General features: G+C 66.2%; 8 protein-coding genes. 4 read left to right on the top strand and 4 right to left on the bottom strand.

The window, feature by feature from the left end; genetic code table 11:
* Window positions 1-2 precede the first annotated feature (2 nt).
* Window positions 3-965 (top strand): alpha/beta hydrolase, encoded by a 963-nt coding sequence (locus EUU22_RS13835; RefSeq protein ID WP_165351170.1) that lies wholly within the window; start codon window positions 3-5, stop codon window positions 963-965.
* 5 nt (window positions 966-970) lie between these two features.
* Here EUU22_RS13835 and EUU22_RS13830 read toward each other — a convergent pair whose 3' ends face one another.
* Window positions 971-4,099: an efflux RND transporter permease subunit gene (locus EUU22_RS13830; protein WP_129332557.1), complete on the bottom strand. Its 3,129-nt coding sequence runs from the start codon at window positions 4,097-4,099 to the stop codon at window positions 971-973.
* The gene (locus EUU22_RS13825) at window positions 4,096-5,268 is read right to left on the bottom strand and encodes an efflux RND transporter periplasmic adaptor subunit (protein WP_129332556.1); all 1,173 of its coding nucleotides are present in this window, start codon (window positions 5,266-5,268) and stop codon (window positions 4,096-4,098) included. The genes EUU22_RS13830 and EUU22_RS13825 overlap by 4 nt, the downstream gene beginning before the upstream one ends.
* A 280-nt stretch (window positions 5,269-5,548) precedes the next feature.
* On the opposite strand from EUU22_RS13825, the gene EUU22_RS13820 reads away from it, so the two are divergent.
* The 3 genes from EUU22_RS13820 to EUU22_RS13810 all read left to right on the top strand — a co-directional run bounded on the left by EUU22_RS13820 (window position 5,549) and on the right by EUU22_RS13810 (window position 12,362).
* Entirely contained in the window at window positions 5,549-8,140 is a 2,592-nt protein-coding gene (locus tag EUU22_RS13820) for an ATP-dependent helicase (RefSeq protein WP_129332555.1), read from the top strand.
* A 278-nt stretch (window positions 8,141-8,418) separates the two neighbouring features.
* The gene (gene mprF / locus EUU22_RS13815; protein WP_129332554.1) at window positions 8,419-11,001 is read left to right on the top strand and encodes a bifunctional lysylphosphatidylglycerol flippase/synthetase MprF; all 2,583 of its coding nucleotides are present in this window, start codon (window positions 8,419-8,421) and stop codon (window positions 10,999-11,001) included.
* A complete protein-coding gene (locus EUU22_RS13810) occupies window positions 10,998-12,362 on the top strand; it encodes a virulence factor family protein (RefSeq protein WP_129332553.1) in 1,365 nt (454 codons plus the stop codon). Before mprF ends, EUU22_RS13810 begins: the two co-directional genes overlap by 4 nt.
* 36 nt (window positions 12,363-12,398) lie before the next feature.
* Here the strand turns inward: EUU22_RS13810 and EUU22_RS13805 are convergent, their stop codons facing one another.
* Together EUU22_RS13805 and EUU22_RS13800 are read right to left on the bottom strand one after the other, a co-directional pair.
* Window positions 12,399-12,692 carry a DUF6074 family protein gene (locus EUU22_RS13805; RefSeq protein ID WP_129332552.1) on the bottom strand — a complete coding sequence of 98 codons (294 nt, stop codon included), beginning with the start codon at window positions 12,690-12,692 and terminating at the stop codon, window positions 12,399-12,401.
* A 91-nt stretch (window positions 12,693-12,783) separates the two neighbouring features.
* Window positions 12,784-13,836 (bottom strand): endonuclease/exonuclease/phosphatase family protein, encoded by a 1,053-nt coding sequence (locus EUU22_RS13800; protein ID WP_129332551.1) that lies wholly within the window; start codon window positions 13,834-13,836, stop codon window positions 12,784-12,786.
* Window positions 13,837-13,946: the final 110 nt, after the last annotated feature.

The following is a 13,946-nucleotide window of genomic DNA, read 5'->3' as shown; positions in this document are numbered from 1 at the left end:
GGATGGTCAGGTTCCTCAAATATCTCACTCTGGTGTTCATCGCGATCGGCATGGCCGCCGGCTATGCCTGGTGGAACTACGACGGCATCGTCGCGGCGATCCTGCATCCGCAGACGAGCGCGGCAAGCACCTCGGACGAAAGCTTCTCGCTCGTCACGGCCGACGGTCGGCACTTCGCCCTCTCGGAGTTCGACGCCGCGATCGCCAGCTTTTCTGCCGCCGACGCGCAACAAAAGCCGCTCGTCCTTTACGTCCATGGCTTCGGCCCCGACCCGGACGGCGACTTCGGTCTCTACACCATGGGGGAACTCGCCAAAGGCGCCGGGGCCGACGTCATCATGTTCCGCTGGCCCTCGTGGATATCGGTGACGGAGTTTCCCGTCCTCAATGCGAAGGCGGCGAGCGAGCGGCTCATCGCGCTCATGCAGCAGACGTCGGAACGCCAAGCACCCGGCGGAACCCTTGCCGGCAGGCCGCTCGTGATCGTCGCCCACTCGCTTGCCGGCGAGGTCTTCCGCCATGTCGGCGAGGCTGACGCCGCGCTGCCGAAGGGGCTTGCGGCGCGCATTCTCTTCGCCGTCCCGGAGACGGGGCTGCCCGGTCATCGCGCCTGGATGGAGAAGCTCACCTTCGCAAACGAGATCTTCGTCTTCATCAACAAGGACGATCCCGCCCTCCAGGTGGCGACGACGATGTTCGGCGAGGCAAGACTCGGACGCTCGCTCGAAAACCTCGACGGCAGCAAAGAACCGCTCGCCGGCAATGCGGACTACATCGTCCTCGATCCCGAGAGCTGGCGGCACTACTTCTTCGTCTCGGGCCAGCGCAACGAGGTGATCGACGAGGTCTTCGGCGAAATCCTCCGCCGCGGCAGCGCCGCGCTCTCCAATCGCTACCTGCACCGCGAACCGGCCGGAAACGTCTACACTGTCACCGGCCCCGGCACCGAACGGCCGGAGGGCTGACGCGCCTACTCGCCGGCCTCGACCGCGGTCGCGATCGCCATCTCCTGTTGCAGGCGCTTTTCCTCGTCCGCGTGCGGCTTCGAGAAGCGCGCCAGCGCCAGATAGGCGACCGGTGTCACGTAAAGCGTCACCGCCGTCGCGAGCCCGAGCCCGCCGACCATCACCCAGCCGAGCGCGACGCGCGCCTCGGCGCCCGCTCCCGTCGCGAGCACCAGCGGCACACCGCCGAGGACGGTGGAGATCATCGTCATCATCACCGGCCGCAGGCGCAGGTTCGCCGCATTCTCGATCGCCTCGCGCACCGGTTGCCCGCGGTCACGCAACTGGTTGGCGAATTCGACGATGAGGATGCCGTTCTTGGCCATGACGCCGACCAGCAGGACGAGCCCGATCTGGCTGTAGACGTTGAGTGACGAACCCGTGAGGACCAGCGCGAAGACGGCGCAGGCGAGACCGAGCGGCACAGTCGCCATGATGATGAGTGAGGAGATCACACTCTCGAACTGCGCCGCCAGAACGAGGAAGATGATGACGATCGCAAAGCCGAAGGTCGCACCCATGCCCTTCGAGTTTTCCGTCAGCGTCTTCGCTTCGGCGAGCGGCATGATGCGCACGCCGGGCGGCAGCAGTGGTGCGGCGATCGTCTGCATCTCGTCGAGCGCATCGCCGAGCGAAAGCCCGGCCGGCAGGCCCGCCGTGACGGCGACCGAGGCGAGCTGCTGCTCGCGTGTCAGCGAGGGCGCGACCGCCTTCTCCCGCAGCGAGGCGATCACCGACATCGGCACCGTCTTGCCGTCGGCGGTTCTCAGGAAGACATTCTCGAGGTCGGTCGGATCGTCGATCGGACGGGTGGTGGAGGCGAGTTTCACCGGATAGGCCTCCCCGTCGACGAAGACGTCTGCGATCGAACGACCGTTGAGGAGCGATTGCAGGGCCTGAGACAGCCCGGTGAAATCGATGCCGAGTTCGGCGGCGCGTTCGCGGTCCACGGTGACGGAGAGCTGAGCCTGGCTGATATCGTTGGTGAGCCGCGGACCGTCGAAGCGTCCGCTCTCTTCCATCGCCGCAACGAGCCGGATCGCCGCGCTCGTCAGGGTCTGGTGGTCCGCGCCGACGAGCGCGAACTGCAGGCCGCTGCCGCCGCCGCGGATCCGGAGGCTGTTCGGCTGCATGGCGAAGGCTCTGACCGCCGGCACCCGTGCCGCCGCCGCATTGACGTCGGCGGCGATCTCGTCCTGGCTGCGGCTGCGCTCCTCCCAAGGGGCGAGCGTCAAGACCATGAAGCCGCTGTTCTTGCTGCTGCCGAAACCCGAAATGGAGAAGAGATTGGCGATCTCCCCGCTCTTGCGAAGCGGTTCGAGGTTCTCCTCGATCCGCTGCATCTGGTCGCGCATGAAGTCGAGGCTGACGCCCTGCGGCGCTGTCACCCTCAGTAACAGCGCCGAGCGGTCCTCCCGCGGCGTGAGCTCGCTGGTGATCAGCGAGAAGGCTGCCAGCGCGGAAAGCGAAAACAGTACCGCGACGGCGAAGACCACCAGCGGGGCCGCAAGACATGCATGGAGCGTCCGGCGGTAGAAGCGCGAGAAGGCGTCGCCGAAACGGCCGAGCGGATCGCCGCCCTCCCGGTGCTCGTGCGGCTTCAGGAGCCGCGAAGCGAGCATCGGGCAAAGGGTGAGCGCCACGAGCGCCGAGAGCGCGACGGAGAAGGCGAGCACGAAGCCGAACTCACGGAACAGTCCGCCCACCTGGCCGGGCAGAAAGGAGAGCGGCACGAAGACGGCGGCGAGCGTCGCCGTCGTCGCGATGACGGCGAAGAACACTTCCCGCGTGCCGAGAACGGCGGCGGCCCGCGGACCTAGCCCCTGCCCGCGCCTTCGCACGATGTTTTCGAGCACCACGATCGCGTCATCGACGACCATGCCGGTCGCCAGCACGACCGCAAGCAGGGTCAGGATGTTGATCGAAAAGCCGGCGAGATAGATCGCCGCCGCCGTGCCGATGAGTGCGACCGGCATGGTCACCGCCGGAATGATCGTGGCCCGCGCGTCACGCAGGAAGAGATAGATGATCGCAACGACGATCACCGCGGCCAGCACCAGCGAACGGACCACCTCCTCGATCGAGCCGCGGATGAAGACGGCGTCGTCGCTGGTGACGCGCAGTTCTGTGCCCTCCGGCAGGGTCTTCGAAAGCTCGGCGACCGCAGCCGCCACGCCCTCGGAAATGCTGAGCGTGTTCGATTGCGCCTGGCGGATGATCCCGAGGCCGATCCCGACCCGGCCGTTCGAGCGCAGGCTCGTCGTTCCCGTGTCGGCGCCGAAGGTCACGGTCGCAACGTCTCTCAGCCGCACCCGGTTCTGTATGATGAGATTGCCGAAATCCTCCGGTGTCCTCAGGTCGGCGGTCGCCCGCACGACGATGTCCTGCGTCGGGCTGGTGAGCGAACCCGCCGGCACGTCGAAGGCGAGGTTGGAGAGCGCGGATGCCAGCGACGCGACGGTAAGGCCGCGGCTTGCCAGCGCCGCCTGGTCGACGTCGATGCGGAAGATCTTCTCCTGGTCGCCGTAGATCTCGATGTCGGCAACGCCGTCCACCGTCGCGAGACGGTCGGAAATCTGGTTGTCGACCAGAAGCGTGAGGTCATCGAGGCTCATCCGGTCCGAGGTCACGGCGAGCCGCATGATCGGCTGCGAATCCGAGTCCGCCTTGACGATGCGCGGCTCGTCCGCGTCGTCGGGCAGATCGTTGGTGACGCGCGAGATCGCATCCCGGACGTCGGTGGAGGCGACGTTGAGATCGGTACTGTCGGAGAATTCGAGCGTGACCCGGCTCTGGCCGAATTGCGAGGTCGAGGACATGTTCTTCAGTCCCGAAACGCGCGCCACCGCACCTTCGATGACCGTCGTCACCTCCTGGTCGATCGTCTCGGGCGAGGCACCGTCGAAGGTCGTCCGCACGGTGATCACCGGCTGGTCGACGTCCGGAAGTTCGCGAACCTCAATGCCGTAGAAGGCCGCAAGCCCCGCAACCACGATCAGCGCATTGAAGACCAGTGCGAGGATCGGCCGCCTGACGAAGAGAGCGGTAAAGCCGGCGCTGCCGCCGCCGGGGAAATCCGAAAACGGCCCGTTCATTGGCTCGCGACCGGAACGCCGGTCTCCTCTCCGGCGGGCCGAACCGTCCCGCCCTGGCGCACCCGCTGGATGCCTTCGGTCACGACCCTGTCGCCGGGGCGCAGGTCGGCATCGACCAGAACGGTGTCCGGATTGCGCTGGACGATCCGGACACGCACCTTTTCGGCCTTGTTTTCACTTCCTATGCGCCAGACGAAGGCACCGTCGCCGTCCCATTGGACCGCGAGCGGATCGACCGACGGGTGGTCCTCGCCGGCAAAGGCCATGGTGACGGTGAACGACATGCCGGCCCTCAGGTCGTCGTTCTCGTTGCCGATGCGGGCGCGCACACGCAGCGTGCGGCTCGCCTCGTCGATGCGGTTGTCGATCGCCTCGACCGTCCCGCGATAAAGCTCGCCGGGGCGTGCGACGGCGGTCGCCTCCACGGCCTGGCCGACCTTGAGGATCGGCGCGAAGCGTTCAGGCACCCAGAAATCGACGAGAATCTCCGAGCGATCGTCGAGCGTGGCGATCACGGTGGAAGTGGTAACGTTGTCACCCGGATTGACCGTAATGATGCCGGCGATGCCGTCGATCGGGGCGACGATGTCGCGCCGTTTCAGGTTGAGTTCCGCGGTATCGAGCGCAAGCTTCGCCGCCTCGACGGCGATCTGCGCGTCGAAGGCATCGATGCGCGAGACCGTGGACTTCAGGTTGGCGTAGAGGTTCGCCTTCTCGCTCGCGCTCTTCAGCGCCACCCGCGCCTGGTCGCGCGCGATCGTCTGCTCGTCGTTGTCGAGTTGCGCCAACAGATCGCCGCTGGCGACCTTCTGTCCCGAAACGATCGCCACCTTCGCAAGCGCGCCGTCGACTTGGGGCATCACCGCGACTGAGCGGATGGCATCACCCGTTCCGATCGCCGACAGCCGGTCGTTGACCGTGCCGATGCCGACCGGCTGCACGACGACGAGCGGTGCGCCATTGCCGCCACGGCGGTTGCCTTCGCCGCCTGCGCCGCCCTTGGCGTCCGGTGCCGCCGTTTCATCGGCGGGTGTCAGGACCGCAACCAGCCCGGCAGGCGCTCCCATCCGGCGCAGCACGTCTCCGGCTCCCGGCACGAAACGGGCCCAACCGACGACGAAAGCGGCAACCACCGCGAGAATAACAATCACCTGTTTCCAGAGGGGCATTCAAAAGCTCCGGCGAGGACTGCCGGACAGCCGCGCGGGAGGCGCGGACGATCGGAGGCGTCCAAATTCGGTCGATATATGCGCCAATATTTCCGCAGGGTCGATCCTCGGCAAGACCTGACGGCGAACATTACCAAATTGTCATCGGCCGGCGGAGACGAAAGCGGATCGGTGGCGTCACCGGAAATTTCCTGTAGAAGAACCGCGAACCGGTCCGGGGCGGAATGAAACCAGAACGACTTGACTCGCCTTTCCGGTCCGAATCACTACATTGGGCGCCATGAGTAACGGTTACGACGACATTCCCTTCTTCGATGAGGAGCCGCCGCCGCGCAAGCCGGCAGGGCCGGCGACCGGCGGAATTGCCGCACGCGCCATGGCCGCCCGCGATCAGGCCCGCACCCCGGACTATCTGTCCGGCCTCAACCCCGAACAGCGGGAGGCCGTCGAAACGACCGAGGGCCCGGTGCTCGTTCTCGCCGGCGCCGGCACCGGCAAGACGCGCGTCCTGACGACGCGCATCGCCCATATTCTCGCCACCGGCCGCGCCTTTCCGTCGCAAATCCTCGCGGTGACCTTCACCAACAAGGCCGCCCGCGAGATGAAGGAACGCATCGGCATGCTGGTCGGCGGCGCCGTCGAGGGCATGCCCTGGCTCGGCACCTTCCACTCGATCGGCGTGAAGATCCTTCGCCGCCACGCAGAACTCGTTGGGCTCAGGTCCGATTTCACCATCCTCGACACCGACGACGTCATCCGCCTGATCAAGCAGCTGATCCAGGCCGAAGGGCTCGACGACAAGCGCTGGCCCGCCCGCCAGTTCGCGGCGATGATCGACACCTGGAAGAACAAGGGCCTCGATCCGGCGCAGATCCCGGAGGGCGACGCCCGCGCCTTTGCAAACGGCAAGGGACGGGAGCTCTATGCCGCCTACCAGAACCGGCTGAAGACGCTGAACGCCTGCGATTTCGGCGACCTTCTGCTGCATCCGATCCGCATGTTCAGGGCCAATCCGGACGTGCTGCGCGACTATCACCAGCGCTTCAAGTACATTCTCGTCGACGAATACCAGGACACCAACACCGCCCAGTACATGTGGCTCCGGCTGCTGGCGCAGCGGCCGGCCCCCTCCTCTTCCCAGCGGGGAGAGGGTGGCGCGAAAGCGCCGGGTGAGGGGGCGGCACCCACGCACCTTGGCGGACAGGCCCCCTCATCCGGTCCTTCGGACCACCTTCTCCCCGCTGGGGAGAAGGGAAAGCCCACCGTCAACATTTGCTGCGTCGGCGACGACGACCAGTCGATCTACGGCTGGCGCGGGGCGGAGGTGGACAACATCCTGCGCTTCGAAAAGGATTTTCCCGGCGCCAAGGTCATCAAGCTCGAACGCAACTACCGTTCCACCGAGCACATTCTTGGCGCCGCCGGCCATCTGATCGCCCACAACGAGGGACGCCTTGGCAAGACGCTGTTCACCGACCGCACCGAGCCGGACGACGAGAAGGTGATGGTTCACGCCGCCTGGGATTCCGAGGAGGAGGCCCGTGCCGTCGGCGAGGAGATCGAACGGCTGCAGCGCGGCGATGCCGACGGCAAGAAGCACGCCCTCAACGACATGGCGATCCTCGTGCGCGCCTCCTTCCAGATGCGCGAATTCGAAGACCGCTTCGTGACCCTCGGTCTCAACTACCGCGTCGTCGGCGGCCCGCGCTTCTACGAGCGCCTCGAAATCCGCGACGCCATGGCCTATTTCCGCCTCGTCTGCCAGCCGGCCGACGACCTCGCCTTCGAGCGCATCGTCAACACCCCGAAGCGCGGCTTGGGCGACACCACGGTCCGGGCGCTGCACGATTATGCCCGCGCGCGCGACATCCCGATGCTCGCCGCGGCCGCCGAAATGGTCGAGACCGACGAGCTGAAGCCGAAGGCGCGCAAGGCGCTCTTCGACGTGATTCAATACTTCCGCCGCTGGTCGGAACGCCTTGAAACGACTCCGCATACCGAGCTCGCCGAACAGATCCTCGACGAGTCCGGCTATACCGACATGTGGAAGAACGACAAGTCGGCGGAGGCTCCGGGCCGGCTCGAAAACCTCAAGGAACTCGTCCGCTCGATGGAAGCCTTCGAATCGATGCGCGGCTTCCTCGAACACGTCTCACTGGTCATGGATGCCGAGCAGAACGAGGACATGGACGCCGTCTCGATCATGACGCTGCATTCCGCCAAGGGGCTCGAATTCGACACCGTCTTCCTGCCGGGCTGGGAAGAAGGCCTCTTCCCCCACCAGCGCGCGCTCGACGAAGGCGGACGCTCCGGCCTAGAGGAAGAACGCCGCCTTGCCTATGTCGGCATCACCCGCGCCAAGCGCCGCTGCCACATCTGGTTCGTTTCCAACCGCCGCATCCACGGCCTCTGGCAGTCGACCATGCCCTCGCGCTTCCTCGATGAACTGCCGCAGGGTCACGTCGAGGTCGCCGAAGCCGAGAGTTCCTATGGCGGTTATGGCCGCGGCGGCTACGGCCAGTCGCGCTTCGATCGCGCCGATCCCTTCGCCAACTCCTATTCGACACCCGGCTGGAAGCGCGCCCAGCAGAACAAGTCGGACGCCACCCGCGACAACTGGGGCACCCGCTCCGGCCATGCGGTGGAGCGCATCGGCTACGGCGAGAGCGGCCCGCGCGGTCGGACGATCGAGGGCGAGCTGGTGGCAAAATCCACGAGCTCCGAACCGTCGAAGTTCAAGCTCGGCGACCGCGTCTTCCACGTCAAGTTCGGCAACGGCAACATCTCGGCGATCGAGGGCAACAAGCTCACCATCGATTTCGACCGGGCCGGCCAGAAACGCGTGCTGGACGGGTTCGTCGAGCGGGTGTGAGCCCCTCGCAACCCACCGACGTACCCAGCCCCGCCACCGTCCGGCCACTTGCCACTATTCCTTCGCATTCTCGTTGTCTGAAAGAGGCTTCAATCACGCGCGTCCCCGCCCCCGAGGCCGCGTCAGCCTCGACAAGGATCGACGAGAGATGATGCCGGCCGACCTCCACCGATCCGGCTGCACGCTAAAGTCCCCTGCCCGGTCCGCGCCCGGTCGTCGGCACGGGCCTGTCATCGAATCATGCGAAACCCGCCAGACCTTCCGCAAGGGACAACGGCATGCTGCCCGACAGTGAAACGCATTCCGGTGCAAGCCGGCTCCTTTCCCGCTACCGCGGCTATCTGACGGCCGCCGCCGTCGTTGCCGTGTTCACGATGATGATCTTCGCGATCCACCGCCTGACCGCGGAGGTGCGCTATGACGACGTCCTCACAGCCCTCGGGGATACCTCCTGGTGGTCGCTCCTCTGGGCGGCGTTCTTCACCGCGCTCAGCTACGGCGCGCTCGCCTTGTACGACGCCAACGCCATCGACTATATCGGGCGCAAGCTGCCGCTGCCGTCGGTCGTGACGACCGCCTTTATCGCCTACGCCGTCGGCAATACCGCCGGCTTCGGCCCGTTGAGCGGCGGCGCGATCCGCTACCGCGCCTATTCGAAACTCGGGCTCCAGCCCGGCGAAATCGCCCGCGTCATCGCGTTTGTGACGCTCTCGTTCGGCCTCGGCCTCGCCGCAGTCAGCGCGCTCGCGCTGCTGGTGGTTGCGCCACGCATCGCCGACATCGTCGGCCTGAACGGTCCGGCGCTTCGCTTCGGTGCCGTCGCCGTCGTGGTGCTGCTGGCCGTCCTCGTCTTCCTCGGCAGAAACGGACGCGAAATCACTATCGCGGGCGTGACGCTCCGGCTTCCCGACACGCGCACGTCGTCGCGGCAGTTCCTCGTCACCGCCTTCGATCTCGCGGGGTCAGCGTCGGCCCTTTACGTCCTGCTGCCGGAGACACATGTCGGCTGGCCCGCCTTCTTCGCGATCTACGCGACGGCCGTCGTGCTCGGCGTCCTCAGCCATGTTCCCGCCGGCCTCGGCGTCTTCGAGACGGTGATGATCGCCGGCCTCGGCAACACCATCAGCGCCGACCAGCTTCTCGGCAGCCTGGTGCTCTACCGCCTCGTCTACTACGTCCTGCCGCTGCTGCTCGCGCTCGCGCTCGCGGTCGTCGGCGAATTGCGGAGTTTCGCGAAACAGCCGCTCGCCGCCGAGATCGTCCAGATCGCCGCGCGGCTCGTGCCCGCACTCCTCTCCACCTATGCGCTGATGCTCGGCGCCATGCTGATCTTCTCGAGCGTCACGCCGACACCCGACGGCGACCTTGATTTTCTCGCCGGGCTCCTGCCCCTGCCGATCGTCGAGGCGGCACATTTCCTGTCGAGCATTCTCGGCCTCGTCCTCGTCGTCGCGTCGCGCGGCATCGCCCAGCGTCTCGACGGCGCGTGGTGGGTCGGGCTCGCCGCCGCGGCCATCGCCTTCCTCTTCTCGCTGATGAAGGCGCTCGCCGTCTTCGAGGCCATCGCGCTCGGCCTCTTCATCGCCGCGATGCTCGCCAGCGCCGCAAGTTTCACCCGACACGCCTCACTCTTCGGCCAGGCGCTGGGTCCCGCCTGGCTGACGGCGATGGCCGTGACCGTCGTCGGCGCCGCCGGCGTCCTGCTCTTCGTCTACCGCGACACCCAGTACAGCCGCGAACTCTGGTGGCAGTTCGAGTTTTCCGAGGAAGCCCCGCGCAGCCTGCGGGCACTGCTCGGACTTGCGATCAGTTCGGCGGTGGTCGCGATGTTCAGCCTTCTGCGCCCGGTCGCCCACCGGCCCGACGAGGCACGAGAGGATGATCTCGCGCGTGCAGTGGCGATCGTCGAAGATCAGAACGTCGCCGACGCCAACCTCGTGCGCATGGGCGACAAGAGACTGCTCTTCTCGCAGAGCGGCAAGGCCTTCATCATGTACGGCATCCAGGGGCGGTCCTGGATCGCGCTCGCCGACCCTGTCGGGGCGGACGAGGATTTCGCTGATCTCGTCTGGCAGTTCGTCGACATGGCCCGCGCCTCGGGCGGTCGCGCCGTTTTCTACCAGATCACGCCGGCGCTGCTGCCCTCCTGCATCGATGCGGGTCTTCGCGCCTTCAAGCTCGGCGAACTCGCGACCGTCGATCTCGGGCACTTCGACCTCGCCAGCAGTCGCCTTGCGGGTCTGCGCCAGTCGTACAATCGCGGCCAGCGCGACGGGCTCGTCTTTTCGATCGTCGAACCGCCGGACGTGCCGCCGATTCTCGGCGAGCTGAAGGCGATCTCGGACGCCTGGCTCGCCCACCACAACACGCGCGAAAAATCGTTCTCCCTCGGCGCCTTCGATCCCGGATACGTGCTGACGCAGCCGGTGGCGATCCTCACCAAGGACGACAGGATCGTCGCCTTCGCCACCGTGATGACGACGGCCACGAAGTCGGAGGCGACGGTCGACCTGATGCGCTTTGCGCCCGACGCGCCGCGCGGGGCCATGGATTTCCTCTTCATCAGCCTGATGAAGCATATGCGCGAGGCGGGCTTCTCCCACTTCAACCTCGGCATGGCGCCTCTCTCCGGCATGTCACGGCGCGAGACCGCGCCGGTCTGGGACCGCATCGGCGGCCTCGTCTTCGAGCACGGCGAGCGCTTCTACAACTTCAAGGGGCTCAGGGCCTTCAAGTCCAAGTTCCATCCGCAATGGGAGCCGCGCTACCTCGCCGTCACCAACGGCACCGGCGCGGCGCTGGCCCTCATGGACATCACCTTCCTGATCAGCGGCGGCATGAAAGGCGTGGTAGCGAAATGAAATCTCTCGGACTTTCCGGCCTCGGGCTCGCCGCAGGCCTTCTCGTCTCCTGCGGCATCGCCGCCGCCCAGGCACCCGCCACCTACCAGCCGGGCATGATCCCGGCCAACCACATCCTTCTTCCGGAGGGCGAGGTACGTGCCGACATCTTCCTGATTTCGGACGCCGGCGGCTGGGGTGACAACGAGGAGCAGCAGGCACGGGCGCTCGTCGACAAGGGCGCGATCGTCGTCGGCATCGACTTGCCCGCCTATCTGAAGGCGTTGCGCGCCGATGACAGCGACTGCGTCTACATGATTTCGGATGTGGAATCCCTCGCCCACCAGGTCCAGCGGGCGGCGGGAACGAGCTTTTTCAATCTGCCGATCGTCGCCGGGATCGGCGAAGGTGCCGCACTCGCCCTCGCGATGATCGCCCAAAGCCCGGCAGCGACCATCGGCGAGGCGATCGCCGTCGCCCCGGTGGCCGGCATTCCGCTCGACAAGGAGCTTTGCACGCCCGCCACTAAAGAGCGGATCGGCGACCGCATGGTCTACGGCCTGACCGACGGCCCGCTGCCGGCGCCGGTGACCGTTCTCTTCTCGCCCGCGGCCGACAAGGCTGGTCGCGACCACGTCGCCTCGCTGGTGAAGGATCATAGTGACATCGAGGTCCGGGACGTCGAAGACTCCGCCGGCGACGCCCTCGCCCAGACCCTCGGCGACCGCGTCGATGCCGGCGGCAATGCCGACGACCCGCTCGGGCTTCCGCTCACGCTGCTGGAGGCCACGCCCGCCATGGATACGATGGCGATCATCTATTCGGGCGACGGCGGCTGGCGCGACCTCGACAGGCAGGTCGGTGCGGTGTTGCAGGAAAAGGGCATCCCGGTCGTCGGCGTGGACTCGCTCCACTATTTCTGGTCGAAGCGTACCCCGCAGGAAACGGCGGAGGATCTCGCACGGATCATCGACACCTATCGCCGCAAGTGGAAGGTCCGCCATGTGCTGCTCGCCGGCTATTCCTTCGGCGCCGACGTTTTGCCGGCGACCTACAACCTGCTGCCGCCGGACGACAGGGCGCGGGTCACGCAGGTCACCCTGATGGCGCTGTCGCATCAGGTCGACTACGAGATTTCGGTCGAGGGCTGGCTGGGCGTTTCCGGCGACGGCGCCGGCGATCCGGTCGACGACATCGCCAAGATCGATCCGAAGCGCGTCCAGTGCATCTACGGCACGGAGGAAGACGACGATCCCTGCCCGACGCTGAAGACCCGCGGCGTCGAGAGCATCGGCATCACCGGCGGGCACCATTTCGACGAGGACTACGAAGCGCTTGCCGGACGCATCCTCGCATCGCTGAAGACGCGACTCGGCGAATAGAACCTACTGGACCTGCCTTCGAAGGGCGGCCGGCGCTTAGCTGTCGGCGCGGCCCCGGCGGCGGTCGCCGCAATGCAGCCACTGGAGTTCCTGCTGCACCATGTCCTGGAAGTCGAGGATCTGCCGGCGCATCTCCGGCTCCGGGCAGCCCCGCTCCAGCAGCTCGGCCCCGAGCCCACGGCAGGTGGTGCGCCAATAGGTGACGGCAGCCTCCCCGTTCCTCTCGTCGAGTTCGAGGGCGCACCGGCGAATGAGGGCGCGACGTCCCTTGAGCGGGAAAAAAGCGACCTTCGGCATTGCTGCCGGATACTCGGTCTTGATTACGGTCATCCATACCATCCTGACGTGATGCTTCCTGTCTAGGACGGTCATGGTTAACGTTCGGTTGCCTCACCTTGAAAATGGATCGTTTTCGGTCGTTTCAGGCGCCGAGCTCATCCAGATAGGCGTCGCTGTCGTCGACCTGGAACTCGACCCACATCGGCAGATGGTCACTCATCTGGTAGGTGCGCCAGTCGCGAAAACTGCGGCCGGGCTTCTCCTGCCGGTCGGCGGCGTAGTCGGCCTCCTGGTCCTCGCGATAGACGCAGTCGTAGAAGTCGAAGACGCCAGCCCTGCCCGTCGGCCGCATGCTGCGGAGCTCCTTGTAATAGGCGATCTGGTCGTAATGCTTGTCCTTGGTGACGTTCGAGCCGGGAATGCTCTGCAGCGCGTCTGGAACGCGAAAGCCCGCCGCGGTCAGGGCCTCCATCGTCACGTCCTTGCGGTTGAAGATGTTGAAATCACCGAGCAGCAGCAGGTTGTCGCGCTTCGGCTTGTCCTCCGGACCGTAAACGTTGGCGCTGGAAAGATCGCCGGCATTGCTCGCGATCGTCTTGCCGAGCGCGGTGATCTCGGCGAGACGCCGCGCATCGACCGGCACGCCCTCACCGTAATAGATATGGACCGTCACCAGCGTGAAATAAGCCCAGCCCGCCCGGAAGCCGGCGACATAGGGAGAGCGGGCGAACTGCACCTGGCGGCCGGCCGCCGGGATCGCCTCCTCGAGTACCAGTTCGGCGGCAAGCCCGGTGAAATCGACCTTGCGGCGGTCGTAGAAGAAGGCCATGCGCTCGGAATTTCCGGACCGTCCGAGCGTCACGTCGGTCACGAGGAAATCCCACCAGCTCCCCAGCATGCGCTTCAACTGCTGCAGCGGAAACAGGCTTTTGCGGACCTCCTGGATCGCGACGATGTCGAAGCGGTTTATGACCTCGGCAATGTAGTGGTAAGGCTCGACGTCGCGGAAGCGGTACTTGCCGGAGTCGAATTCGCGGAGGTTCCACGAGGCGAGCAGCAGGGTATCGGACGCGGTTTTCGGCGGGATCGCGCCGCCTTCGGCATTGATGCCGGCCCGGAGCGCCTTGAGGCCGCGAACGATCCGCTTGCGCTTGTCGACGTCGGTGATCCGCTTGAGGTCGGCATAATTCGGCATGACTTCCCCCTGTCCGCCCGAGACGCCGGGACAGCAGGGATCATACACGCATGGCGCGAAATTTCCAGCCAGCGTCGCGCTGCCGCGAGCCGGAAACCGGGACGGACGGC

Origin of the sequence: Ciceribacter ferrooxidans (genome assembly GCF_004137355.1) — a bacterium.
GTDB lineage: Bacteria > Pseudomonadota > Alphaproteobacteria > Rhizobiales > Rhizobiaceae > Allorhizobium > Allorhizobium ferrooxidans.
The sequence above is the reverse complement of the archived record's forward strand: the minus strand, read 5'-3'. Positions and strand labels throughout refer to the sequence as shown.